The sequence below is a fragment of the Enterobacter sp. CC120223-11 genome, from assembly GCF_900215375.1.
In the GTDB taxonomy this organism is placed as follows: domain Bacteria; phylum Pseudomonadota; class Gammaproteobacteria; order Enterobacterales; family Enterobacteriaceae; genus Scandinavium.
Genome location: NZ_OBEF01000005.1, coordinates 65,826 through 89,482, shown reverse-complemented (window position 1 = coordinate 89,482; position 23,657 = coordinate 65,826). Strand labels below are relative to the sequence as shown.

19 protein-coding genes are annotated in these 23,657 nt (G+C 56.3%); 7 read left to right on the top strand and 12 right to left on the bottom strand.

The genetic code is table 11. The features are described 5' to 3' along the window. Window positions 1–191 precede the first annotated feature (191 nt). From CRO87_RS07690 to CRO87_RS07675, 4 genes are all read left to right on the top strand, one after another. Window positions 192–869 (top strand): CsgG/HfaB family protein, encoded by a 678-nt coding sequence (locus CRO87_RS07690; protein WP_097162351.1) that lies wholly within the window; start codon window positions 192–194, stop codon window positions 867–869. Window positions 870–881: 12 nt separating this feature from the next. Beyond that, entirely contained in the window at window positions 882–1,238 is a 357-nt protein-coding gene (locus tag CRO87_RS07685) for a DUF4810 domain-containing protein (protein WP_097162350.1), read from the top strand. 1 nt (window position 1,239) lies between these two features. After that, on the top strand, window positions 1,240–1,905 hold the full coding sequence (locus CRO87_RS07680) for a DUF799 domain-containing protein (protein ID WP_097162349.1): 666 nt from the start codon (window positions 1,240–1,242) through the stop codon (window positions 1,903–1,905). Window positions 1,906–2,070: 165 nt separating this feature from the next. Then, on the top strand, window positions 2,071–2,613 hold the full coding sequence (locus tag CRO87_RS07675) for a DUF3916 domain-containing protein (RefSeq protein ID WP_097162348.1): 543 nt from the start codon (window positions 2,071–2,073) through the stop codon (window positions 2,611–2,613). 311 nt (window positions 2,614–2,924) lie between these two features. Here the strand turns inward: CRO87_RS07675 and CRO87_RS07670 are convergent, their stop codons facing one another. Beyond that, window positions 2,925–4,181 (bottom strand): serine hydrolase, encoded by a 1,257-nt coding sequence (locus CRO87_RS07670; RefSeq protein WP_176504279.1) that lies wholly within the window; start codon window positions 4,179–4,181, stop codon window positions 2,925–2,927. A 387-nt stretch (window positions 4,182–4,568) separates the two neighbouring features. Between CRO87_RS07670 and selA the strand changes: the two genes are divergently transcribed. Together selA and selB are read left to right on the top strand one after the other, a co-directional pair. Continuing rightward, entirely contained in the window at window positions 4,569–5,957 is a 1,389-nt protein-coding gene (gene selA, locus CRO87_RS07660) for an L-seryl-tRNA(Sec) selenium transferase (RefSeq protein ID WP_097162345.1), read from the top strand. Next, window positions 5,954–7,810 carry a selenocysteine-specific translation elongation factor gene (selB, locus tag CRO87_RS07655; protein WP_097162344.1) on the top strand — a complete coding sequence of 619 codons (1,857 nt, stop codon included), beginning with the start codon at window positions 5,954–5,956 and terminating at the stop codon, window positions 7,808–7,810. Before selA ends, selB begins: the two co-directional genes overlap by 4 nt. A 90-nt stretch (window positions 7,811–7,900) precedes the next feature. Here selB and CRO87_RS07650 read toward each other — a convergent pair whose 3' ends face one another. The 8 genes from CRO87_RS07650 to CRO87_RS07620 all read right to left on the bottom strand — a co-directional run bounded on the left by CRO87_RS07650 (window position 7,901) and on the right by CRO87_RS07620 (window position 18,374). Continuing rightward, window positions 7,901–9,439, bottom strand: coding sequence for a DHA2 family efflux MFS transporter permease subunit (locus CRO87_RS07650; RefSeq protein ID WP_097162343.1), 1,539 nt, complete (start codon window positions 9,437–9,439; stop codon window positions 7,901–7,903). Window positions 9,440–9,449: 10 nt separating this feature from the next. After that, a complete protein-coding gene (locus tag CRO87_RS07645) occupies window positions 9,450–10,628 on the bottom strand; it encodes an efflux RND transporter periplasmic adaptor subunit (RefSeq protein ID WP_176504278.1) in 1,179 nt (392 codons plus the stop codon). Window positions 10,629–10,642: 14 nt separating this feature from the next. Continuing rightward, on the bottom strand, window positions 10,643–11,098 hold the full coding sequence (locus CRO87_RS07640) for a MarR family transcriptional regulator (RefSeq protein WP_097162342.1): 456 nt from the start codon (window positions 11,096–11,098) through the stop codon (window positions 10,643–10,645). A 222-nt stretch (window positions 11,099–11,320) separates the two neighbouring features. Next, window positions 11,321–11,491, bottom strand: coding sequence for a hypothetical protein (locus CRO87_RS22695; RefSeq protein ID WP_176504277.1), 171 nt, complete (start codon window positions 11,489–11,491; stop codon window positions 11,321–11,323). A gap of 32 nt (window positions 11,492–11,523) precedes the next feature. Next, window positions 11,524–13,239, bottom strand: coding sequence for a ShlB/FhaC/HecB family hemolysin secretion/activation protein (locus tag CRO87_RS07635; protein WP_097162341.1), 1,716 nt, complete (start codon window positions 13,237–13,239; stop codon window positions 11,524–11,526). A gap of 87 nt (window positions 13,240–13,326) precedes the next feature. Beyond that, on the bottom strand, window positions 13,327–14,577 hold the full coding sequence (locus tag CRO87_RS07630) for a collagen-like triple helix repeat-containing protein (RefSeq protein ID WP_097162340.1): 1,251 nt from the start codon (window positions 14,575–14,577) through the stop codon (window positions 13,327–13,329). Window positions 14,578–14,931: 354 nt separating this feature from the next. Continuing rightward, on the bottom strand, window positions 14,932–16,188 hold the full coding sequence (gene avtA / locus CRO87_RS07625; protein WP_097162339.1) for a valine--pyruvate transaminase: 1,257 nt from the start codon (window positions 16,186–16,188) through the stop codon (window positions 14,932–14,934). 155 nt (window positions 16,189–16,343) lie between these two features. After that, window positions 16,344–18,374: an alpha-amylase gene (locus tag CRO87_RS07620; protein ID WP_097162338.1), complete on the bottom strand. Its 2,031-nt coding sequence runs from the start codon at window positions 18,372–18,374 to the stop codon at window positions 16,344–16,346. 314 nt (window positions 18,375–18,688) lie between these two features. Here CRO87_RS07620 and CRO87_RS07615 point away from each other — a divergent pair, with 314 nt between their 5' ends. Beyond that, window positions 18,689–19,516 carry a protein bax gene (locus CRO87_RS07615; RefSeq protein ID WP_097162337.1) on the top strand — a complete coding sequence of 276 codons (828 nt, stop codon included), beginning with the start codon at window positions 18,689–18,691 and terminating at the stop codon, window positions 19,514–19,516. A 137-nt stretch (window positions 19,517–19,653) separates the two neighbouring features. On the opposite strand, the gene xylR is transcribed toward CRO87_RS07615, so the two are convergent. From xylR to CRO87_RS07600, 3 genes are all read right to left on the bottom strand, one after another. Beyond that, entirely contained in the window at window positions 19,654–20,832 is a 1,179-nt protein-coding gene (xylR, locus tag CRO87_RS07610; protein ID WP_097162336.1) for a D-xylose utilization transcriptional activator XylR, read from the bottom strand. Window positions 20,833–20,903: 71 nt separating this feature from the next. Then, a complete protein-coding gene (xylH, locus tag CRO87_RS07605; protein ID WP_097162335.1) occupies window positions 20,904–22,085 on the bottom strand; it encodes a xylose ABC transporter permease XylH in 1,182 nt (393 codons plus the stop codon). Beyond that, window positions 22,063–23,604 carry a xylose ABC transporter ATP-binding protein gene (locus CRO87_RS07600; protein ID WP_097162334.1) on the bottom strand — a complete coding sequence of 514 codons (1,542 nt, stop codon included), beginning with the start codon at window positions 23,602–23,604 and terminating at the stop codon, window positions 22,063–22,065. Before CRO87_RS07600 ends, xylH begins: the two co-directional genes overlap by 23 nt. Window positions 23,605–23,657: the final 53 nt, after the last annotated feature.

Genomic DNA, 23,657 nt, shown 5'->3' with positions numbered 1-23,657 from the left:
GGGAGGATTTTTCTCAAATTTAAAGCTCTCCACCTCCATCCGAACTACAACGCCCTATAAATAAACCATGAGGAGGCTTCAGCTATTACAATTAATCGAACTAAAACTCGTTCGGAAAAACCCACAATGTAGCATCACTAATATTAGTGGATGAAGATTTGTCTTATTAATGTACAAAAGGAATAATATACATGATTAAAAAGATGATAGCAGGTTCTCTAAGCTTAACCGCCTTACTTTTAGTGGGTTGTGCTACGGAATCTTCCCGCTCTGTTGAAGTCGCTAAAGTTGAAACAGCACAAACAGTCTGGCAGGGGCAGCGTAGTCTTATAGCGGTTGGGAAATTCGATAACCGCTCAAGCTACATGAATGGCATATTTTCAGATGGTGTGGATCGACTGGGTAATCAGTCGAAAACAATTTTGGTCACCCATCTACAACAAACAGGTCGCTTTAATGTCCTGGATCGCTCCAATATGGATGAGATCAAAACTGAAGCCAACATCAGTGGCAAAGGCCAGACGCTGAAAGGTGCGACCTATGTCATTACGGGAGATGTAACTGAATTTGGTCGTAAAGAAACTGGCGACAGAGCACTGTTTGGTATATTAGGCCGAGGAAAATCGCAGGTCGCATATGCCAAAGTTGCCCTCAACGTCGTCAATGTAAAAACGTCCGAGGTGGTTTACACCACTCAAGGGGCCGGAGAATACGAGCTGTCTAATCGCGAAATCCTTGGCTTTGGCGGTACCACCAGTTACGACTCTACGTTAAACGGCAAAGTATTGGATCTGGCAATCCGGGAGTCAGTAAATAATCTGGTTACTGCTATTGGAAACGGCACCTGGAATCCTGGGAATACTAATTAAAAGGAATTAAAAATGAATAAAATTAATAAAGTAATGCTCTGCGCGGTGGTGTTGATACTGACCGGTTGTGCTGCCCAAAAGCCACAAAAGATATATAACTGGGACGGCTATCAGGATTCTGTTTATCACTTTTACACCAATGAAACCAGCCCGCAGGAGCAAATTGCTAAGCTGCAGAAGCTGGTTGAACAGTCGAAGTCAAATAATAAACCTGTTCCACCGGGTGTTCATGCTCAACTGGGAATGCTTTACGGTAATACCGGGAATGCAGACTTGGCAATGGCTGAGTTCAATGCAGAAAAAAATCAATACCCGGAATCGGCGTCTTATATCAACTTCCTGACTGCCAAAAAATTAAAAGGACAATAACATGAAAGGATTATTCGCATGCTTTACTCTTGCTCTGGCACTGTTAGCAACGGGTTGTACCACCGGAAATAAAAAATCGACTGACTATTCTGCATTCAGGGAAAGCAAGCCGCGCAGCATTCTGGTGTTGCCACCTAAAAATCAGTCACCGGATGTCAATGCCAGCAATAGCTTGCTGAGCGTTGTGACGATGCCATTGGCAGAATCCGGGTATTATGTCTTCCCGGTTGCGGTTGTGAGTGAAACATTTAAACAAAACGGCGTGACTAACCCGGATGATATCAGCTCTGTCCCGCTTAAAAAATTGCATGATACCTTTGGTGCCGATGCAGTGATGTATATCTCAATTACTGATTACGGTACCTCTTATCAGGTTGTGAATAGCGATACGCGAGTGACTGCAACTGCACGTCTGGTGGATTCACGCACCGGTAAAGAGTTATGGACGGGTGGGGCAACGGCATCGAGCAACGAAGGTCAAAACAATAGTGGTGGAGGATTGATTGGCATTTTGCTGACCGCAGCCATCACGCAAATCGCAAATTCATCGACTGATAAAGCCCATGATATTGCACAGGTTACTGGCGCACGTATGTTCAGTGCAGGCTCAAACGGTGGTTTGCTGTATGGCCCCCGTTCGCCAAATTACAATAAAACACAGTTGTAAAATAAATTTCGTTTACCAGCAGGGTCGCCAATATTTTGGTGGCCCTAATGATACCTCTTATTACTGTGAAGATATGGATTTGGAATGAAAATAGAACCGTAAGAATAAAAATACTGCCTGTTCGTTTAACTCGGCAATCAATGAAACAACCAAGAGTGTAAAAGTATGAGTAGGCGTTTATGCAGGGATAACCGTACAAAAGTAAGAAACATTTCCCGTCGCATTAAATCACTTAACCGCTGGGCTGAAACCTTCCATAACCCGGAACGCGCAGTTTTTTCTTTGGACGAGCATTACTGGAATTACAAGATCCCCGTAGAAATTAATCTTATCGAAGGAAAACACAGTAAGCAGAAAACTAAGTTAGTGTGTGCACAGGCCATGATTAACGCCTGTTCTAACTTAATACTTGCCACAACAGGTCTCGATAACGTTCCAAGAATTACTACTGTAATTTGCCTTCCTGATATGTTTACGAGTGAGGTCTGTTTATTTCGATCTGAGGAGTACTTCCAAAGCTTTATTACCGAGGGGAGCTCTGAAAATGGCTCATCGATACTCCTGAGAGAACGAAGCCTTGCCCGGGAGTGGGGGCTTATTCTTCCGGATGGCGTGCAGGAATTGGGCATTACACTTGATTATTATGGTAGTGACGACACTGATGAGTGGTTTTCAGGTGAGCGTTGGTATTATGGGCAACTGCAGTGATCGAAAGTATTTACGGAACATCAATATGAGTGATCTTTTGTGTCGCTTGCAGTCTCCGATTCAGTCTATACGCAGGTCTGTCAGATTAGATTTAGCCTTGTGTGAATCCAAACCAATCCTGCAAACTCCCGCCCCCAACAGGCGGGAAAGATTTCCACAAATTCACAGCCCCTCAAGCCCAACCCGGGTAATAACGCCCTCCAAGAAATCCATAACCTTCAACTGCTCATCATCAGGCAACTCTTTAGTCTTATTAAGCACTTCATCAATGGCGAACCTGAGCCGCGATACCGGCGGCCAGGCAGCTAAATTCAATGTGGAACAGCAAGTGCCGCGTTACGGATACTGCGGAAGAACGCCATCATCTGGTCGGCATAGAGCTTATTTTTCGCTTCCCCGTTTACATCGTTTGATGTTTTGGCAATAACAATCTTATGCTCAGGGTCGACATAAATAAACTGGCCGTACAGACCTACAGCCAGGAAATCGCCCGCGTTATCTTTGGGGATCCACCACTGGTTACCATAACCCATTGTTGAGGCGCTGGCTTCCAGCGATCCTTTTGGATAATTCACCGCTTTGGTCGACATATTCACCCATGCTTCCGGCAATATTTGCTGGCCATTCAGCCTTCCGGCGTTAGCGTAAATCAGGCCGAAGCGACCAAAATCTTTCAGTGTCGCTTTAATGCAACAAAAACCGAGTTCAAGCCCACCATTGTCAATCTGCACATTGGCGTGGCTCTCCATACCTGCTTTCTTCCACAAATTCTCCTGTAACCAGGGCACCATTTTTTGACCCGTCGCGCCGCGCACCACGGTGCCCAGGGCTGCGGGGTCCAGGCTGCTGTAGTTGTAATAATCGCCAGCCTCGAAGCCAGGAATTCGTTTCTTTTGTTCGGCAACAAAGCCATCGATGGTATTCCAGGGCACGGTTAAATAGAGCAGCATGTCAGAAATGCCTGAGCCTGGCGTATAACCTTCATTAAAATAGACGCCGCTGGACATATTCAGCACGTTGCGAATAGATACGCCGTTGTAGCCGGATTTTTTCAGCACCGGCGCATATTTTTCCATTGGATCATCAATTGATTCAATTTTTTTCGCCTGTACCGCCAGACCAATAGCAGAAGAAGTGATGGATTTTCCCACCGAATAGCTCGGGAAGAGTGATTTAGTAATATCGCCTCCCGGATCTTTGTCTACCGTAGATTCGCTATTAATGGCCTTGTCAAAATAGGTTTCATACAGAATTTGATTGTCGCGCAATACCAGTAATCCCAGCGTGGCGCTGCTGGCAACGGTTTCTATCACGGACAGCGTTTCGTTCAGGTGCTGATAATAGATGTTGTCAAGCGACAGCCCCGTTGAGGCGCGGGTAAGCGGATAGATATTGCCTGCATCGTTTTTGATCACGCCGGTTGCCCAGATTCCGGGCATGTGCCATACGTCCTGGGTGGTTTCCGGTTTTACGTTGGTGAGTAGCGGAGAGGCGCAGGCAGACTGGCTCAGCGCCAGTGCCAATAGCGTAGTGGCAACAGAAGCCTTCAATGAAAATCGTATTTTCATAATAACGTCCATGTAACTCATTAAAAGATAGGGAAATAAGCAATTTTTATAGCGTTTTTGGCGTTGAGAAAACACCACCGCTGGCTGAGAATATTCTGCAAGGCTGTTCCTGTTTCCCCGCATCAATTTTCCGATTTCAGGCGTATTGTGATTGCCAATCAGCCAGTGAACAGTCCTTCAGGAAGCAATGATTCTGCGATCCGATTGCAACCAGGCCGTCCGCCTTTTCATATCCCGCTTCATTCCGCCCTCACGGCAGCGACCCAGTATTATCGTCAGCTTTTCACCAAAACCCCGCGCCAGCGCATTGAGAGGCGCAGCTTTCACCAATATGATTAAGCCAAAAGCCCCTCTCCCGTCGGGAGGCGGCAGACAACAGGGTTACTCATGAACACTGAAAATCCTTCGCTATTCAGTCAGATTCCGGCCACCGATCGCCTGCTGCGCGATCCTGCTTTTACCCTACTGGTCGAACAGGCCGGGCACAGCCAGGTCGTGGCGGTGCTGCGTCAGATGCAGGACGAGGCTCGCGCGGCTATCCGCGAGAACGGTTCGCTGCCCGACTGGTGTCAGAACTGGCCGCAGGCCGCTGCCGCGAGGCTGGCCGCTGATGCGCAAACCCCGCTGCGCCCGGTGTTTAACCTCACGGGCACCGTGTTGCACACCAATCTCGGGCGTGCGCTTCAGGCTGAGGCCGCCGTCGAGGCCGTGGCTCAGGTGATGCGTTCTCCAGTGACGCTGGAATATTCGCTGGATGGTGCCGGGCGCGGACACCGCGACAGTGCGCTGGCGGAATTGCTCTGCCGTCTGACGGGCGCGGAAGACGCCTGTATCGTCAACAACAATGCCGCGGCGGTGCTGCTGATGCTGGCGGCCACGGCGGGCGGCAAAGAAGTGGTGGTTTCGCGCGGTGAACTGGTGGAAATTGGCGGTGCGTTCCGCATTCCCGACGTGATGCGCCAGGCGGGCTGCGTGCTGCATGAAGTTGGCACCACCAACCGCACCCACGCGCGGGACTACCGCGCAGCCGTTAATGAAAACACTGCGCTGCTGATGAAGGTCCACACCAGCAACTACAGCGTGGAAGGCTTCACCAAAGCGGTGGACGAAGCGGAGCTGGCGACCATCGGGCAGGAGCAAGGCATTGCTGTGGTGGCCGATTTGGGCAGCGGTTCACTGGTGGATTTAAGCCAGTACGGCCTGCCGAAAGAGCCCATGCCACAGGAGCTTATCGCCAGCGGCGTGAGCCTGGTGAGCTTCTCTGGCGACAAGCTACTCGGCGGCCCGCAGGCGGGGATCATCGTCGGCAAGCGGGAGCTCATTGCGAAGCTGCAATCCCACCCGCTCAAGCGTGCGCTGCGGGCCGATAAAATGACCCTGGCGGCGCTGGAGGCCACGCTGCGCCTCTATCTGCACCCGGAAAAACTGGCTCAGGCTTTGCCGACGCTGCGTTTATTAACCCGCGCTGAAGATGAAATCCGTGCCTTGGGCGAACGCCTTCTGCCGCTGCTTCAGGCGCAGCTTCCGGATTTTACCGTGCTGCTGGAGTCTTGCCTGTCGCAGATTGGCAGCGGCTCGCTGCCGGTCGATCGTTTACCTTCTCATGCACTGACGTTTACTCCCAATGACGGGCGCGGCGCGTCGCTTGAGGCGCTTGCCGAACGCTGGCGTCGCCTGGCGCTTCCCGTCCTCGGGCGTATTTATGACGGGCGCCTGTGGCTCGACCTGCGCTGCCTTGAGGATGAATCGCGCTTTCTGGAGAACCTGCTGAAATGATTATCGCCACCGCCGGGCACGTCGACCACGGCAAAACCACGCTGCTGGAGGCCATCACCGGGGTGAACGCCTCGCACCTGCCCGAAGAGAAAGCCCGCGGCATGACCATCGATCTGGGCTACGCCTACTGGCCGCAGCCCGACGGGCGCGTTCCGGGGTTTATCGACGTGCCGGGTCATGAAAAGTTTCTGGCGAACATGCTGGCGGGCGTCGGCGGCATCGATCACGCGCTGCTGGTCGTGGCCTCCGACGACGGCGTGATGGCGCAAACCCGTGAGCATCTGGCGATTTTACAGCTGACGGGCAAGCCGACGCTGACCGTCGCGCTGACCAAAACCGATCGCGTGGATGCAGCCCGTATCGCCGAAGTTCGCCAGCAAATTCTGGATGTTTTGCGTGAATACGGGTTTGAGGACGTTTCGTTATTTGAAACCGCCGCCACGCAAATGCAGGGCATTGACGAACTGCGCGCCCACCTTTTACGGCTGGCCGAACGCCAGCACGTGGAGCATCAGCGCTTCCGGCTGGCGATTGACCGTGCCTTCACCGTGAAGGGCGCAGGCCTGGTGGTGACCGGCACTGCGCTGTCGGGCGAAGTAAGCGTGGGCGACACGCTGTGGCTGACGGGCGTGAACAAGCCGATGCGCGTGCGCGGCCTGCACGCGCAGAATCAGTCGGTAGAACAGGCCCGCGCCGGGCAGCGCATCGCGCTGAATATTGCGGGCGACGCGCAGAAAGAAGATCTGACGCGCGGCGACTGGCTGCTGGCGCAGGAGCCGCCGGAGCCGATGGAACGCGTGATTGTCGAATTGCAGTGCCACACGCCGCTGAGCCAGTGGCAGCCGCTGCACATCCATCACGCGGCGAGCCACATCACCGGGCGCGTGTCGCTGCTGGAGAATAACCTGGCGGAGCTGATGTTCGACACGCCGCTGTGGCTGGCAGACAACGACCGCCTGGTGCTGCGCGATATCTCTGCCCGCGTGACGCTGGCGGGCGCACGGGTGGTGACGCTCAACCCGCCGCGTCGCGGCAAACGTAAACCGGAATACCTGAGCTGGCTGGCAAAACTGGCTGGCGCAGAAACCGATGCGCAGGCGCTGGACATTCACCTGCAACGCGACGCGGTCCGCCTGAGCGAGTTTGGCTGGGCGCGGCAGCTTAACAATGAAGGTCTGACTGAACTGACCGCGAAGCCGGAATTGCTGCGCGCGGGTGACAGTATTCTCAGCGCAAGCCTTGCTGTACGCTGGCAGGAAAAGCTGCTGAACGCGCTGGCGATTTATCACGATCAGCATCGCGATGAGCCAGGTCCGGGCCGCGAACGTCTGCGCCGTATCGCCTTGCCGATGGAAGATGAGGCGCTGGTGTTGGCGCTGCTGGAGCAGATGCGCGCGTCAGGTCTTATCGCCAGCCATCACGGCTGGCTGCATCTGCCGGATCACAAAGCCGGGTTCACCGACGAGCAGGCCGCGCTGTGGCAAAAAGCCGGGCCGCTGTTTGGTGACGAAGCGTGGTGGGTGCGAGATTTGGCGCAGAAGGTGGGGGCAGACGAGCAGGAGATGCGCGTCACGCTGCGGCAGGCGGCGCAGCAGGGCATGATTACGGCGATCGTCAAAGATCGTTATTACCGAAACGATCGGATTGTGCAGTTTGCGGCGTTGATCCGCCAGCTGGATCAGGCGCGTGGCTCAACCTGTGCGGCAGACTTCCGCGACAGCCTGAACGTCGGGCGCAAGCTGGCCATTCAGATCCTCGAATATTTCGACCGCATCGGCTTCACGCGCCGCCGCGGCAACGATCATCTGCTGCGCGACGCGATGCTGTTCCCTGACAACGGTGACCGTGCTTAAAACCACAATGCCGGATGGCGCTTCGCTTATCCGGCCTACGGTGTTGCGTCCGTAGGCCCGCGCAAACGAAGTGCCGCCGGGCAATCTTAGTTAATGCGCAGCCGTAGAAGCGCCCGGTGCACCCGCTCTCACAAATGGCGGGCGCGTAAACCAGATAATCACAATCAGCCCCATAAAGCCCCAGCCGAGGATCCAGAAGTAATCGATGGTCGACATCATGTAGGCCTGCTGGGTAATGGTCTGGTCGATAACCGCAAAATGCTGCTGCGTCGGGCCGCCCATCTTCTGCACGTAATCCACTGCCGCCGGGTTGTACTGCGACACGCTCTCCGTCAGGTTCGCGTGGTGGAAAATCTCCCGGCGCTGCCAGATCCATGTGGTGAGCGATGAAGCGAACGACCCGCCCAATACGCGGAAGAACGTTGCGAGCCCCGAGCCCTCCGCCACTTCATTACCGTGCAGGTTCGACAACACGATCGTGGTCAGCGGCATAAAGAAGAACGCCACGCCAATCCCCATGAACATCTGTACGCCCGCGATGGTGCGGAAATCCACGTCGGTGTTGAACTGCGCACGCATCAGGCACGAAGCACCCATCGTCAGGAACGAAATCGAACAGAGCAGGCGTAAGTCCACGCGTGTGGCATAGCGGCCCACGATCGGCGTCAGTAGCAACGGCAGGAAGCCCATCGGCGCGGCGGCAAGCCCGGCCCAGATGGCGGTGTAGCCCATCTGCGTTTGCAGCCACTGCGGCAGAATAATGTTGATGGCGAAGAACGCCGCGTAGCCCAGCATCAGCGCCAAGGTGCCGATGGCGAAATTGCGGTCCTTAAACAGGCGCAGGTTGACGATCGGATGACGCTCGCCGAGCTCCCACATCACGAAGCTGACCAGGCTGATGGCCGACACAATCGACATCACGATAATCGGCGTTGAGGAGAACCAGTCCTCATCGTTGCCCTTGTCCAGCACCACCTGCAGCAGCCCGACGCCGAGCACCAGCAGCATGATGCCGATGTAGTCGATGGGCGATGACTGCGTGGTTTCTTCACGGTCGCGCAGCTGCGTCCACACCACGATGGAGGCGAAAATGCCGATCGGCACGTTGATGTAGAAAATCCACGGCCAGGAGTAATTATCGGTGATCCAGCCGCCGGTAATCGGCCCGACAATCGGCGCGACAACCGTCACCATCGACAGCAGCGCCAGCGCCATACTTCGCTTCATCGGCGGGAAGATGACCAGCAGCAGCGTCTGACACATCGGGAACATCGGCCCGGCGAAAAAGCCCTGTAACGCACGGAAAATAATCAGTTCCGTCATGCTGTGGGCGAAGCCGCACAGGAACGAGGTCAGCGTGAAGAACACCACCGAGGCGATAAACAGCCGCAGCTGCCCGAAGCGCCGGGTAAACCAGCCGGTGAGCGGCAGGGCGATGGCGTTACACACCGCAAAGGAGGTTATAACCCAGGTGCCCTGATCGGCGCTCACCCCGAGGTTGCCGGAAATGGTCGGCAGCGCCACGTTGGCGATGGTGGAGTCCAGCACCTGCATAAAGGTGGCCAGCGACAGCGCGAGCGTCGCCAGGAACAGGCTGGGCGGCGTAAAGGCCGCCTTTGGCTCTGACATAGCTTCTCTCTTAGCGCTGGGCTACGGCGCTGCTGTTGTCATGCAGAATTTTGGCGACCAGCTTGTCGGCGGCGGCCATCGGCGTGTCGTACACGTCGGTGGTAAAGCGTGGTTTTTCCACCGTTTTCTGCGGCAGAAGATGCCCGTCGAGGTCACGAATATCCACCTTCACGTTCATCGACAGGCCGATACGCAGCGGGTGCTTTTGCATGTCGTGTTCGTCGAGGGCGATACGCACCGGCAGGCGCTGAACAATCTTGATCCAGTTGCCGCTGGCGTTCTGGGCTGGCAGCAGCGAGAAGGCGCTGCCGGTGCCGATCCCGAGGCTTTCAATCACGCCGTGGTACTGCACGTCATCGCCGTACAAATCGGCATTCAGCGTCACCTTCTGGCCAAGGCGCATGTCCTGCATCTGGCTCTCTTTGAAGTTGGCATCCACCCACACTTCCTTCAGCGGCACGATGGCGAGCAGCGTAGTGCCTGAAGTGACCCGCATCCCGAGCTGCACCGCGCGTTTGGCGACGTAGCCGCTTACCGGCGCGACGATGGTGGCGCGGGAGTTATCCAGATAGCGCTGGCGCAGGGTGGCGACGGCGGTTTTGATCTCTGGGTGGCTGTCGATCACGGTGTCATCGACCATCGCCTGGTTCGTTTTCAGCGCCTGCTGGGCTGCGGCCAAATCGCTCTGTGCCGTCGTTACCGCATCGCGATAGTGGGAGAGTTCTTCGGCGGCGATAGCGCCCGTCGCGAAGATTTTCTGCCGACGGTTGTAGTCGTTTTGCGCGGTTTGCAGGGCGACTTTTTTCGCTTCTACCTGCGCGCGATAGTTATCCGCGGTGCTGTACAGGCCGCGAACCTGGCGCACGGTGCTGGCGAGGTCGGCTTCGGCCTGCTGCAACGCAATTTCAGTGTCGGCCGGGTCGAGCAGCACCAGCGGCTGGCCCTTCTGCACGAAATCCCCTTCGTCGACGGTGACCTGCGTCACCGTGCCCGCAATCTGCGGCGTCAGCGTGACCTGGTTGCCGTTGACGTAGGCATCGTCGGTGGACTCGTAATAGCGGGCGTAGAGCAGATACCAGGCGAGGCAACCTGCCGCCGCCAGAATCAGCACAAGGAACAGGATCGCAAAGTTACGTTTGCGCTTGCTTGGGCGTTTTTCAGGTGCCGGAGCGGTATTTTCCATAGACATAGCGTGGGGCCTTATTAGCGATGGGGGGCCGTAAATTCATCCGGCAGCATTTTTATCAGCAGGTGAGTCAGCTGGTGCGATTCTTCCGTGGTCAGGCGGGCAGTTAACTCGCCCAGAATGGTTTTCAGCGCCTCATTTTGAAAGGTTTCACACAGCGCCTGGCCTTTGGCGGTCAGCGCCAGGATCACCTGACGTTTGTCCTGCGGGTTGGGGTGGCGCTCAATCAGATCGCTTTTCACCATCCTCTCCACCATCCGGCTCATGGCGCCGGTATCCATTTGCAGGCTTTTGCAGATTTCCGCCGGACTGGTGTTGCCTTTAAATATATTTATCAACACCTTAAATTGCGGCGCGGTAATGCCGCTACCGGAAAAGTAGTGGCCAATCAGCTGGTCCTTAAACTGGTTTGCCAGGTGAAACAGCAAGCCAAGGTGCAGGTTTTTGTCTGAAGAAGAGGGGGTGGTAGTCATGGTAGCTGCCTGGTCAGTAATTAAATTAATGATTACTGCCTGGTCATCAATTGTCAAATAGTGTCAGCGTAAAGCACACAGATTGACAAATGTCTGCCGGAGCAGAAATTGCGGCGTATGCCGCGCAAATCACGGCGAGTTGCATTGCACTGCTGATTGCTTGCGTGGGGCTTTCAGGAAAGGCGATTTCAGGAATGCGAGGTGGAAGAGTTTGCCGTATCGTCACGGCATATCGCCCGGTGGCGCTTTGCCGACCGGGCCTACGGGAGATATGCGATCGGGAATGCGATTGTAGGCCGGGTAAGCTTTGGCGCCACCCGGCGATGCCGGCAAGCCTGCGCCGCCGGGTATTGTGATGTTGCTGACAGGCCACACGGCTCCGCTATTATCCATATCCGCAATTTGTCATCGCCCAGAGGTCTGAATCAGCGCAGGTTGTTAAAGTTCCAGGTGACCGTCAGGCTGTAGCGCCAGTCGCGATTGTGGCTGTCGGTCGGTACATCGCCGACCGGTTTCGCCGCCTCGACGGCCAGGCTGTAATGGCGGTTATCGCCCACCATGACCCCGGTGGCAATGGAGCCAAGCCGCTGGTGCGGCAGGCCCGGCTGGTTAAACCAGGTTTGCGCCGTATCTGCCAGCACGTACGGCTGCACGGTGGCAAGCCAGGTGCTCTCTTTGCGCATATGCAAATAACGCAGTTCGACCTGTCCGCCGAAGCCGTAATCGCCGCTGGCTTCGCCGTCCTGGTAACCTCGCCCGAATCGCTGTGCGCCAAAGCTCACGCGCTCCGGCTCCGGTAAATCATTGTCCGACCAGTCTCCTTCCCATGACGTTGAGAGTTTCCATTTCTCAGCCATCATCCAGGCCGCATCCACATTGCCTTTCCACAGCGTGAAATTGAGATCGGTGTTTTGCGCCGGAGCCGCGTCGGCCCCGAGATCGTTAATCCCCTGGCGTACCGCAAAGCGGCCGCTGAGGCTGGTCGTAGTGAATGCCTTCGCGCCGTTGACACCAAACTCCATAGCCGGGTAGCGCACGTGCTGATGCTGCGCGTCGAGGTCATATTTTTGCCCGGCAATATTGGCCTGGAGATCGTAATCGCTGCGTTTGTCGGTGTAATCCATGCCCCCGGTCAGGTTGAGCTGTGTTTTGCCGGTAAGGATAAGCGGATAGCCAAAGCTCACGCCGCCGTTGTACTGCGTGGTTTTTTGCCGCGCGTTGATGGCAATGTCGTTGGGCAAATCGAGCAGCGGAGAAAAATCTCGCGGATCTTCGTGGTAGTAGCTCCCTTTCAGCTGCATCGTCAGCCCCTCATCATTGAGAAACTGCTGCCAGTTCATGCCGAAATAGGTTTTGCGGGTGTCTTTGTCGAGCGGGATAAGCGTCGCGACGCCGAGCTGATCGCCGTAGCTCGTCAGGTTGCTGAGCGTGCCGTTGACCAGCGCCAGGTTCTGCCCTTTGCGGGTATCCAGCGTGGACGAAATATCCCAGATGTGTGGCTGCATGCCGGTGACCTGCATCGCGGCGGCGCCGTATATGTTTTTCGGCAACTGTGCGTTGGCCTCGACGGGCACGCCGGGTGTGCGGGTCATCAGCTGGCTATAGCGGTCAAAGGTGTCCTGGGTCATGGGTTTTTCCGCCATGATCTTTTCGGCCAGCCGCTGCAGGCGGGCGGCGATGTTCGGGTTGTTACTTTTGATATCGCTGTGCGCCACATAGCCCTCAACCAGCACGATTTTGATATTGCCGTTCTGAAAGTTGTTATCGGGCAGGAACGCATAAGAGAGCGGGTAGCCGTCGGCTTTGTAGCGGGCGGTAATGTCGTTCACCAGACCAATCACCGTCTTTAGCGGTACGGTTTTTTGGGCGTAGGGGCGAAACGGTGCCAGCAGCGACTTTAGCGGATAAAGGGTGCCGCCAATAAACTGAATGTGATTGACCTCAATGGGCGTGTCGGGTGTCAGTTTCGATTCCGGCTTCTGCACCGTGACTTTGGGCTCAGGCGTCGGGGTGACCGGGGGCGCAACGTCGCGTGAAGCCTTCGCCGGGTTTGAGGGATCGATAAGGGCAGGCAAGATATCCGCTCGGGCAAGGCTCAACAGCAGCAGCCCGGGAAGTGCGTAGTAAAAGTGCTGTTTCATGTGTGCAATCCCTGTTCTTAGCCCCGTCTGCGCGGGTCGTCACTGCTGTGAAATGTGCCCCCTTTGCGGGGGCACAGAAGGGTTAACTTATTGCTGTTTTGGTTTCAGGATCCCGCCGACGAGGTTGTTCAGCCCGCCGAGAGGATTGGTGCTGGTACTGCTCTGGTTGGTGGTAGTGCCTGCACTGGCGGTGACGCCTGCGGTCAGGTTATTGACGGTGGTGTCGACGGTCGCGACCAGACCCGTTTTGCTGGCATCAACCGAAGCGTTAGCGGAGACGTTACCGCCGCTGGTCGGGGTTGTGGTCGTGGTTGGTTTCACCAGGCCGCCGGTATCGGTAACCGTCTGGCCGACGTTGGTCACGACCTGGCCCACGCCGTTCAGGCCCGGGTTACTGCCGCTGACGTTGGTGCCCACCTGGCTGACGGTTGTACCCACCTGCGTCAGCAGGCCGTTGACCGGTGCGCCGAGCCCGGTGGTGGTGCCAACCTGCTGCGTTACGCCCTGTACGCCGCTGAGCGTTTTGTTGACTGCCGTGGTGGCATCGGTGGTCACTTTGGTCACGCCCTGGCTGTCGACGACGGTGGTCAGGCCGGTGCCGGTGTTACTCACCAGCTGTCCGGTGCTGTTGACGACGTTGCCCGCCACGCCCGTTACGCCGCCAAGCGGTGTGCCGGAAGTGGAGCTGGCCAGATCGGTACCGACGGTAGACACGGTGTTACCGAGTGAAGTCACCGTGGTGGTGACGCCTTTGGTGGTCGTGCCAAGGCCGTTGGCGTTAGCAGGATTACCAATCCCTGTGGTCACGCCCGTGCCGACGGTAGACACCGCGCTGCCTACACCGCTGACCGTAGTGGAAACTGTTGAGGTGACCGGGTTATCGGTTGGCAGCTGGCTGCCCAGGCTGTCGACGGTATTGCCGACTGAGGTAACGGTTTTGCCGGTATCGCTCAGCACGTTATTGATCGCAGCCGTAGAAGTGCCACCGCCGCTGCCCGTACCTCCGCCACCGGTCCCTGTGCCACCACCGCCAGTGCCCGTCCCTCCACCGCCAGTGCCGGTGCCTCCTCCGGTTCCTGTACCACCACCGCCAGTGCCAGTACCTCCCCCTCCGGAGCCGGTTCCACCGCTGCCGGAACCCCCGCCGCCGTTATTGGCGGTGGAGCCTCCCCCGCTGCCGTCATCGGAACCCGATCCGCTGCTGCCGGTGGTGGGATTATTTTTCGCGGTGGAGTGTGAGCCTCCGCCGCTGCCGCTGCCGCTGCAGGCAGATAAAGAAAATGCGAGCAGTACCGCCACTGCGATAACGCTTAAGTGGCTAACGTTATTCGAGGCCATAACAATACTCCACTAATTAAAACGCCGGGCGGCGTATTAATCAGTGTATGTGGAAAATAATGGCTTGTGCGGGCAGGAACAGGTCAGTCAGAGGTATTAATAATGACGTTTATTTATTATTCGTGGTAATACAATGCATAGATTGTATAGCTTCTTAAAAACAATGAGTTAAATGTATTGTTTAATTTAAGAGCTGCTACATCTCTATGCTTAAAATAAAGCGCTGATTAATTATTGGGATTATTTGAGATAATTCCTAAGATAAATAGGTGAGTAAATAAGAAAGGATATATTCTGAATTAACGGCATCGATCACGGAAAAAATGGGCTCCGCATTTCAGAGCCCATTATTATTTAACATCCGCTCTCGGCCCAGGCTTTTTCTATTTCCTCGGCAAGAATTTTAACGCCCGCTTCGATTTTCTCCGGCTCCGGCACATAGTTCATGCGCATGCACTGATGGGTGTGCGGCCAGGGCTTGTCGAGGCCCGGGAAGAAGAAGTCGCCCGGCACCATCAATACGCCACGTTTTTTCAGACGCTGGTAAAGCACTTCGGTGGTCACCGGCAGGTCCTTAAACCACAGCCAGAGGAAAATCGCGCCTTCCGGCTTGTGGATCAGGCAGCGCTCTTCCGGCAGATAGCGGCGGATGATGGCAATGGTTTCCTGCACGCGCTGATAATAGAACGGCTTGATCACCGTTTCGGACAGGCGCAGCAGGTCTTTGCGCTTGATCATCTCGCACATCATTGCCGGGCCAATGCCGCCAGGAGAAAGGCTAATAATGCCGTTCATGTTGCTGATGGCACTGATGATTTTTTCGTTAGCAATAATAATGCCGCAGCGGCTGCCCGGCAGGCCGAGCTTGGACAGGCTCATGCACAGCACAATGTTCGGGTTCCACAGCGGTCGCGCTTCGCTGAAGATGATGCCCGGGAAGGGCACGCCGTAGGCGTTATCAATGACCAGCGGAATACCGTGCTGATTGGCCAGCACGTCGAGCTTCATTAACTCTTCGTCGGTGATGACGTTGCCCGTCGGGTTGGTCGGGCGCGAAACGCATATCATGCCGGTTTCGTCGGTAACGCGCAGGTGCTCGAAGTCCACGTGGTATTTAAACTGGCCTTCAGGCAGCAGTTCAATGTTCGGGCGTGCGGAGACGAACAGATCTTCTTCCAGGCCAGAATCGGCGTAGCCAATATATTCCGGCGTGAGCGGGAACAGCACTTTACGCACGCTGCCGTCGGCGCGGCGGCCAGCGAAGAGGTTAAATAAGTAGAAAAATGCACTCTGACTGCCGTTTGTCAGCGCAATGTTCTGTGGTCCGATATCCCAGCCGAGCTCTTCGCGCAGCATCTCCGCCAGCGCGGACAGCAGCTCAGATTTGCCCTGCGGCCCGTCATAGTTGCACAGCGCTTCGGTCGCTTTGCCGCTCTCCAGCATCTCCGCCAGCAGGTTGTGGAAGTAGTCATTCATCTGTGGAATCTGCGCCGGGTTACCGCCGCCGAGCATGATGGCGCCTGGCGTGCGCAGGCCATCGTTCAGATCTTCCATCAGGCGGGTGATACCGGAATGACGGGTGAATTTGTCGCCGAAAAGTGAAAAAGTCATATGCAGGTGTTCTGTCGATCTTATGGTCAGAGGCTCACCATAACCCCTGCGACTTTGAGGTGCAAACCAGTGAATGGATTCAGTGCCGGTTATTTATCCTGTGTATATAAAACAGGTCGGAATAACCCTCTGCCTCAGGGCAGAGGGTTGTGCTGTCAGGGTTGCCCGGCCCACACGACCATCACTTTATCGTCACCGTGCTGGCGCACGAAACCATAGCCTTGTGGCAGAGAAAGCGTTGTCTGAGAGCCTGCGCCAATCGCCGGATGGCGGGCGCGGAACTGGCCTAGCTTCTGCCAGTGGCTAACTGTTGCGGCCTCTTTTCCGCTGACGTCCTGCCAGTTCATATCTGAACGCGTGCCCTGTAACGGGTCGGAACCTGTCGGGCCGAACGGACGGGCGGATTCGTCGCCGTAAAAGATCTGCACCGCTCCCGGCGCGAGCAGCAGCAACTCAGCGGCTTTGCTGCCACCTTCGCGGAACAGGCGCGTATCGTGCGAGGAGAGATAGCTCAGGACATTGAACTGTTGCAGCTTGTCGGCCATTTGCTGCCAGGTCAGGTCGATATTCGCCAGGCAGCCCACGGCTTTGGCGGCCTGATCCTGATAATCGAAGTTAATCATCGCGTCGAAACCGTGGCGGTAATACTCGCTCTGCATCACGCCGTGGCCCCAGGCTTCGCCGGTCATCCAAAACGGAGCTGCATCCAGGGCTTTGTCAGGGTTAGCCTTTTTCCACTCTGCCAGCGCGGCGGTGGCCTGGGTTTTTAGCTGATCCCACGCCGGGAGCTCAACGTGTTTGGCCGTATCAACCCGAAAACCGTCAATGCCGTAGTCGCGCACCCACTGACTCAGCCAGTGCGTCAGATAGTCTCGCGGCGTGTAGCCTGCAATGGCTTTGGCGGCGGTATCAAGCTTGTGCTGATAAAAAACGGGCAGGCCGGACACTTCGGTGGATTCGGTTTTGAGATCGGGCAGAAAGGCCAGCGACATGGTCAGATCGTCAAAGCCCGGATTATCGTAGTCACCAATATCGGTGCGGATCCACTTTTTCCCCCACCAGTTGGCCCAGGCCGCTTTATCGCTGAAGTTGATGTAATCGTTGAAGCTGTGCCAGCTCTGGCCCGGGCCGGGCTGCCAGTCGGTCCAGTGCTCGCCGAGCGTTTTTTTCAGTTCGTCACCCTGAAGATAAAGCGAGCCGAACTGGTACTGCTGCATATCCGCAAGGGTTGCGTAGCCCGTGTGGTTCATCACCACGTCGAACAGAATGCGGATGCCGCGCCTGTGGGCTTCGTCCACCAGGCGGCGCAGATCGTCCTCTGTGCCCATGTTAGCGTCGAGCTTCGTCCAGTCCATCGGGTGGTAGCCGTGATAGGCATAGTGCGGGAAATCGCCTTTGGTACCGCCACCGACCCAGCCGTGAATTTGCTCCAGCGGGGAGCTTATCCATAGCGCGTTCACGCCCAGCTGCTGGAGGTAATCAAGCTTGCTGGTGAGCCCCTCCAGATCGCCGCCGTGAAAAGTGCCGATCTCCTGTGAACCGTCCTTGTGGCGGCCATAGCTATTGTCGTTTTGCGGATTGCCGTTGACGTAACGGTCGGTCAGTACGAAATAGACCGTCGCGTTATGCCAGCTGAATGATGCAGGCTGACTGGTTTTCGCGTTCTCCAGGAGCAAAAGTCCGTTGCTGCTTTCGGCTGGCTGAAGCGTGATTTTGCCGCCGCTGACGGTTGCCGTCTTTCCGCTGTAAAAATCACGCACTTCGCTGCCTTCTGCGAAAGTCTGGCTGACATCCAGCGTGAGCGGTTTTCCATCCCAGCGTGGGCACTGGCGAATCTCAATTTTTGCGGTATCGGCCGCTTCACTTTCGACGCTTAACATCAGCGTGGGCGTGCCGGAGCGGGTATCAACCGTCAGCCGGTAAACGCCGTCGCGAAACAGTCGCCACTGCGGCGCGCTGCCTTTACAGGGTTCCAGCGAAAGCATCTCATTGAGTTTTATCGCGGAAGCGGGCTGCCAGCACTGTTGGTCAAAATGTAATGTTAAGGGACGTGTACCCTTCGCCAGCGTTTTCTGGCTGACGAATTGCCCATTGCCCTCTGCCTTGAAGGCAGGGAAATCCGGCGTAGTCCATGCTGCCATGCCGATGCCGGGCAGCAGGATCAGGGTCAGAGCGGCAAGTTTCATGCTGTACACCTGTGTCAGTTTTTGTGCATTTTGCCAGCAGTGGATCCGCGATCACTCCTCCTTCGGACGCATTCGAGGGGAGGACAGCGCAGGGTGAGCGATCGGCGTCAAGTAAGAGTAAAAATTTCTGCGATAAAGCGTGTAATTTCAGGCCTGTGTGTCGAATGAGATACTTTTGTCCGTGACATTGTTTCGGAATTAGACTATTTCTTTGGGTGCGCTCGTAGGGTATTTTTGGTACAATTCGCGATTCTCTTCGCAGTTATGTGAATAATTCAAGACGTTGGAATGATTTAATCCGACCAGGAGACCTGATGATATCGACTCCCATTCGACGATATGGGGCCGCGATACTCATGTTACTCACCTGTGTATTTTCAGGTGGCGTGCTGGCAAAGACGCACACAGCAACAACGAGTCACAAAGCCCCGGTAATAAAGGCAAGCAGTAGTAGTAAGGTTAGCAGTAAACAAGAGTATTCTCGCAATAGTGCAAAGAGCAGTTCACTTCCTGATTTGCGAAAATACCCTTCCGGAACACCTCGTAAGAAAGCGTTTCTCCGGACCGTAATGCCTTATATTACCAGCCAAAATGCGGCAATCACCGCCGATCGTAACTGGCTTGTTTCCAAGCAGTACGACGGCCGCTGGTCACCGTCAGAGCGTGCGCGCCTGAAGGATATTACCAAGCGCTACAAAATCAGCTGGTCCGGCAATACTCGTAAGGTGCCGTGGAACTCGTTGCTTGAGCGTGTGGATATCATTCCTGGCAGCATGGTGGCGACCATGGCCGCGGCTGAAAGCGGTTGGGGCACCTCTAAGCTTGCCCGTGCCAATAACAACCTGTTCGGCATGAAGTGTGTCAAAGGCAAGTGCCAGAAGGCTGACGGGAAAGTGAAAGGATACTCGCAGTTTGAATCGGTGAAAGAGTCGGTTGAAGCTTACGCGGTGAATCTCAACACTCACCCGGCTTACTCTTCTTTCCGTAAGTCCCGCGCGCAGCTGCGTAAAGCGGACCAGGAAGTGACCGCCAGCGCGATGATCCACAAGCTTAAAGGCTACTCAACGCGCGGTTCAAGCTACAACAACTACCTGTTCAGTATGTATCAGGATAACCAGCGTCTGATTGCGGCGCATATGTAAGACGGAGAGATTGCCCGGCGGCACTCCGTTTGCACGGGCCTACGAGAAGTCTTGTAGGCCGGGTCAGCGAAGCGCCACCCGGCATCCATCACCGCTCCGTCTCCTGAAACGCCTTCCACTGGAAGGCGTTTTTGTTTCTAAACCAAAGCTTCTCCGAAGCGCTCCCGGTACTCCTTCGGCGTGGTGTCGTACTCTTTTTTAAACACCGAATAGAAGTACTGCAGCGACGGATAGCCGCACATCTGCGAAATCTCGTTAATAGACAGCGACGTGGAGACCAGCAGGCTGCGCGCCTTCTCCAGCTTTTCGCTGTGGATCACCGCGTGAATGGTTTCGCCCACCTCTTCCTTAAAGCGTTTTTCCAGATTGGAGCGCGAAATCCCCACCGCATCCAGCACCTGCTCAACCTTAATGCCTTTGCAGGCGTTATTACGGATATAGTGCATCGCCTGAATGACCGCCGGGTCATCAAGCGAACGGTAATCCGTTGAACGTCGCTCGATTACGCGCACCGGCGGCACCAGCAGACGCTGGAGCGGCAGGCTTTCGTTGTCCAGCAGGCGGTGCAGCAGCTTTGCTGCCTGGTAACCCATCTGACGCGTACCTTGCGCCACAGAGGAGAGCGCCACGCGCGACAGGTAGCGGGTGAGTTCTTCGTTATCGATGCCAATCACGCAGAGCTTTTCGGGCACCGGAATGTGCAGATGCTCGCAGGCCTGCAAAACATGGCGCGCACGGGCATCGGTAACGGCGATGATCCCGGTTTGCGGCGGCAAGGTTTGCAGCCAGTCCGCCAGCCGGTTCTGGGCGTGCTGCCAGTTTTCCGGGGCTGTTTCCTGGCCCTGATACACCACACCGCGGTATTTTTCCTTCGCGACTATCTGCGCGAACGCATGCTCGCGTTCTAAGGCCCAGCGCTTACCGCTGGAAGAGGGCAGACCGTAAAAGGCAAAACGGTGCACGCCTTTTTCTTTCAGGTGCAAAAACGCGCTTTCTACCAGGGCGTAATTATCCGTGGCGATGTAGTGCACGGGCGGGTAGCTCTCCGGGTGGTGATAGGAGCCGCCAACGCCGACGATCGGCACGTCCACATCGGCGAGCATTTCCTCAATAACCGGGTCGTCAAAATCGGCAATCACGCCGTCGCCGAGCCACTCTTTGATGTTCTCGATGCGGGCGCGAAAATCCTCTTCGATAAAGATGTCCCATTCTGACTGCGACGCCTGCAAATACTCTCCGACGCCCTCCACAACCTGGCGGTCGTAGGCTTTGTTGGCGTTGAATAACAGCGTAACCCGGTGGCGCTTTTCAAACATGTTTTGCTTTCCTGAAGAGACAAGAATGGCGAGACCCAAAGGTGTCGCCATCGTAGCGGAAATGGCCGCGATCAGGCCCGACGCTTGGTGGCCGAATCCATCCACACCGCCAGCAGCAAAATGGCGCCCTTGACGATATATTGCCAGAAAGTCGGGACGTCCATCATGCTCATTCCGTTATCCAGCGCGGACATAATAAACGCTCCCATCACCGCGCCCGCCACGCTCCCCACGCCGCCCGCAAGGCTGGTACCGCCAATCACGCAGGCGGCAATAGCATCCAGCTCGGCGATATTCCCTGCTGAAGGCGAACCTGCCCCTAAGCGTGAACTCAGAATCAGCCCGGCGATAGCGACCATCAGGCCATTGATGGCGAAGACGGCAAGCTTGGTGCGTTCCACGTTAATGCCTGACAGGCGTGCGGCCTCCAGATTGCCGCCGATGGCGTAGATGCGACGGCCAAACGCCGTGCGCGTCGCCATAAACATGCCCGCCAGCAGAAGCAGGGCAAGAATGAGCACAGGAGTAGGTACGCCGCGATAATCGTTCAGCATCCAGATGGCACCGAGCGCAATCACTGCGGTGAGCGCCTGACGGCCCACGACGCGGGTCGACGCAGGGTTCGTTAACCCGAGCGCCTGACGGCGCATGCGCCCGCGCCACTGCCAGGCAACAAACGCCATCAGCCCTAAAACGCCGATGCTAAAGCCAATGCCATCAGGCAAATAGCTCTGGCCGATTTGCGACATCGCCGGGCTGGTTGGTGACACGGTGGTGCCGTTGGTGATGCCAATCAGGATGCCGCGAAACGCCAGCATCCCGGCAAGGGTGACGATAAACGACGGCACTTTGCGATAGGCCACCCACCATCCGTTCCACGCGCCGAGCACCAGGCCCAGCGCCAGGGTGACGATAATCGTCAGCGGCAGCGGCCAGCCCAGCCAGACGTCGAAAATGGCCGCCACGCCGCCGAGCAGGCCCATCATCGAGCCGACGGAGAGATCGATTTCAGCCGAGATAATCACAAACACCATTCCCACCGCCAGAATGCCGGTGATGGCGGTCTGGCGCAGCAGGTTCGAGACGTTGCGCGCGCTGAGGTACGAGCCGTCGGTGGTCCAGGTAAAGAACAGCATGATGGCGACGATCGCGGCGATCATCACAAACACCTGCAAATTGAGCGTCTTCAGCCCCGCAAAGGCGGCGGGCGCTGGCGTCTCCAGCTTCAGTTCAGACGGCGTGTTTTTCGACATGGCGTTCGCTCCTCAGGGCCGCTTCCATCACTTGTTCCTGCGTCAGCTGATGGTTGACCAGGTTCGCTTTCAGTTTACCTTCGTGCATCACCAGCACGCGGTCGCTCAGGCCCAGCACTTCCGGCAGTTCGGAAGAGATGACAATGACCGCAATGTGCTGCTGCACCAGTTGGTTAATCAGTTTGTAGATTTCGTACTTCGCGCCGATATCGATCCCGCGCGTCGGTTCATCGAGGATCAGAATGCGTGGGTTGAGCAGCAGGCAGCGGGCCAGGATCGCCTTCTGCTGATTGCCGCCACTCAGCCGACCGATGGCCAGCTCCGGGGACGAAGTTTTCACTTTGAGGCGTGAAATGGACTGTAAAATGCAATTTTGCTCGGCCGCCTCGTCCAGGGCGCTGAGCGGCCCTGCAAACTGGTCGAGCGCGGCAAGGGTGATATTCTTCCCGACCGCCATCACGGGCACGATGCCGTCTTTTTTACGATCTTCTGGCACCATCGCGATGCCGTGGGCGATGGCCTGCTGGCAGCTGGTAATGTTCACGGCCTTGCCGTCGATAAACACCTTGCCTTCCCAGCGCCCACCCCAGACGCCAAACAGGCACTGCACGGCTTCGGTTCTGCCTGCGCCAACGAGGCCTGCAATACCCAAAATTTCCCCGCGCCGAAGCGAAAAGGAGATGTCGTTGACTCGCTTAATGTGGCGATTCACCGGATGCCAGGCGGTGAGGTGTTCGACGCGAAGGATTTCTTCCCCTGGCGTGTGTGGCTCGTTTGGATACAGGGCCGTCAGTTCGCGCCCGACCATCATGGTGATGATGTCGTCCTCGCTCATGCCGCTGGCATCACGTGTGCCGATATGCTGCCCGTCGCGGATCACGCAGATGGTGTCCGAGATGGCCTTCACTTCATTGAGCTTGTGGGAAATGTAGATGCAGGCAATGCCGTGGTTTTGCAGGTCGCGAATGATGTTCAGCAGTACCGCCGTTTCCTGCTCGGTCAGCGAGGCGGTGGGTTCATCGAGGATCAGCAGGCGAACCTGCTTGTTCAGCGCCTTCGCAATCTCGACCAGCTGCTGTTGCCCGAGGCCTAAATCGCCCACGCGCGTGTCAGGGGAAATGGCGAGGCTCACCTGAGCGAGCAGTTTTTCGCAGCGCAGGGTCATCTGGTCGTAATCCAGCACGCCGTGGCGGGTAATTTCTGCGCCCAGAAAGATGTTCTCCAGCACCGTCAGATGCTTCACCAGCGCCAGCTCCTGGTGGATGATGGCAATGCCGCGGCGTTCGGTGTCGCGAATATGCGCGGCCTGTAAGGGTTCTCCGGCAAAAACAATTTCACCCTCAAAGCTGCCGTGCGGATAAATGCCGCACAGCACTTTCATCAGCGTCGATTTGCCTGACCCATTTTCTCCACACAGGGAAACCACTTCCCCGGCATTCAGGCGCAGGCTGACGTTGTCTACCGCCTTTACCGCCCCGAAGGCTTTGGTGATGCTCTTCATTTCAAGTAAATAAGGCATGGCGGCTCCACGTTATGTTCCACGTTAAAAGCAACTGCCCCTCGCGAGAGGGG

Bases quoted from the DNA above. Each gene is read 5' to 3' on its own strand.
- CRO87_RS07690 (WP_097162351.1), top strand. From the start codon at position 192: ATGATTAAAAAGATGATAGCAGGTTCTCTAAGCTTAACCGCCTTACTT.
- CRO87_RS07685 (WP_097162350.1), top strand. From the start codon at position 882: ATGAATAAAATTAATAAAGTAATGCTCTGCGCGGTGGTGTTGATACTG.
- CRO87_RS07680 (WP_097162349.1), top strand. From the start codon at position 1,240: ATGAAAGGATTATTCGCATGCTTTACTCTTGCTCTGGCACTGTTAGCA.
- CRO87_RS07675 (WP_097162348.1), top strand. From the start codon at position 2,071: ATGAGTAGGCGTTTATGCAGGGATAACCGTACAAAAGTAAGAAACATT.
- CRO87_RS07670 (WP_176504279.1), bottom strand. From the start codon at position 4,181: ATGAAAATACGATTTTCATTGAAGGCTTCTGTTGCCACTACGCTATTG.
- selA (WP_097162345.1), top strand. From the start codon at position 4,569: ATGAACACTGAAAATCCTTCGCTATTCAGTCAGATTCCGGCCACCGAT.
- selB (WP_097162344.1), top strand. From the start codon at position 5,954: ATGATTATCGCCACCGCCGGGCACGTCGACCACGGCAAAACCACGCTG.
- CRO87_RS07650 (WP_097162343.1), bottom strand. From the start codon at position 9,439: ATGTCAGAGCCAAAGGCGGCCTTTACGCCGCCCAGCCTGTTCCTGGCG.
- CRO87_RS07645 (WP_176504278.1), bottom strand. From the start codon at position 10,628: ATGTCTATGGAAAATACCGCTCCGGCACCTGAAAAACGCCCAAGCAAG.
- CRO87_RS07640 (WP_097162342.1), bottom strand. From the start codon at position 11,098: ATGACTACCACCCCCTCTTCTTCAGACAAAAACCTGCACCTTGGCTTG.
- CRO87_RS22695 (WP_176504277.1), bottom strand. From the start codon at position 11,491: ATGGATAATAGCGGAGCCGTGTGGCCTGTCAGCAACATCACAATACCC.
- CRO87_RS07635 (WP_097162341.1), bottom strand. From the start codon at position 13,239: ATGAAACAGCACTTTTACTACGCACTTCCCGGGCTGCTGCTGTTGAGC.
- CRO87_RS07630 (WP_097162340.1), bottom strand. From the start codon at position 14,577: ATGGCCTCGAATAACGTTAGCCACTTAAGCGTTATCGCAGTGGCGGTA.
- avtA (WP_097162339.1), bottom strand. From the start codon at position 16,188: ATGACTTTTTCACTTTTCGGCGACAAATTCACCCGTCATTCCGGTATC.
- CRO87_RS07620 (WP_097162338.1), bottom strand. From the start codon at position 18,374: ATGAAACTTGCCGCTCTGACCCTGATCCTGCTGCCCGGCATCGGCATG.
- CRO87_RS07615 (WP_097162337.1), top strand. From the start codon at position 18,689: ATGATATCGACTCCCATTCGACGATATGGGGCCGCGATACTCATGTTA.
- xylR (WP_097162336.1), bottom strand. From the start codon at position 20,832: ATGTTTGAAAAGCGCCACCGGGTTACGCTGTTATTCAACGCCAACAAA.
- xylH (WP_097162335.1), bottom strand. From the start codon at position 22,085: ATGTCGAAAAACACGCCGTCTGAACTGAAGCTGGAGACGCCAGCGCCC.
- CRO87_RS07600 (WP_097162334.1), bottom strand. From the start codon at position 23,604: ATGCCTTATTTACTTGAAATGAAGAGCATCACCAAAGCCTTCGGGGCG.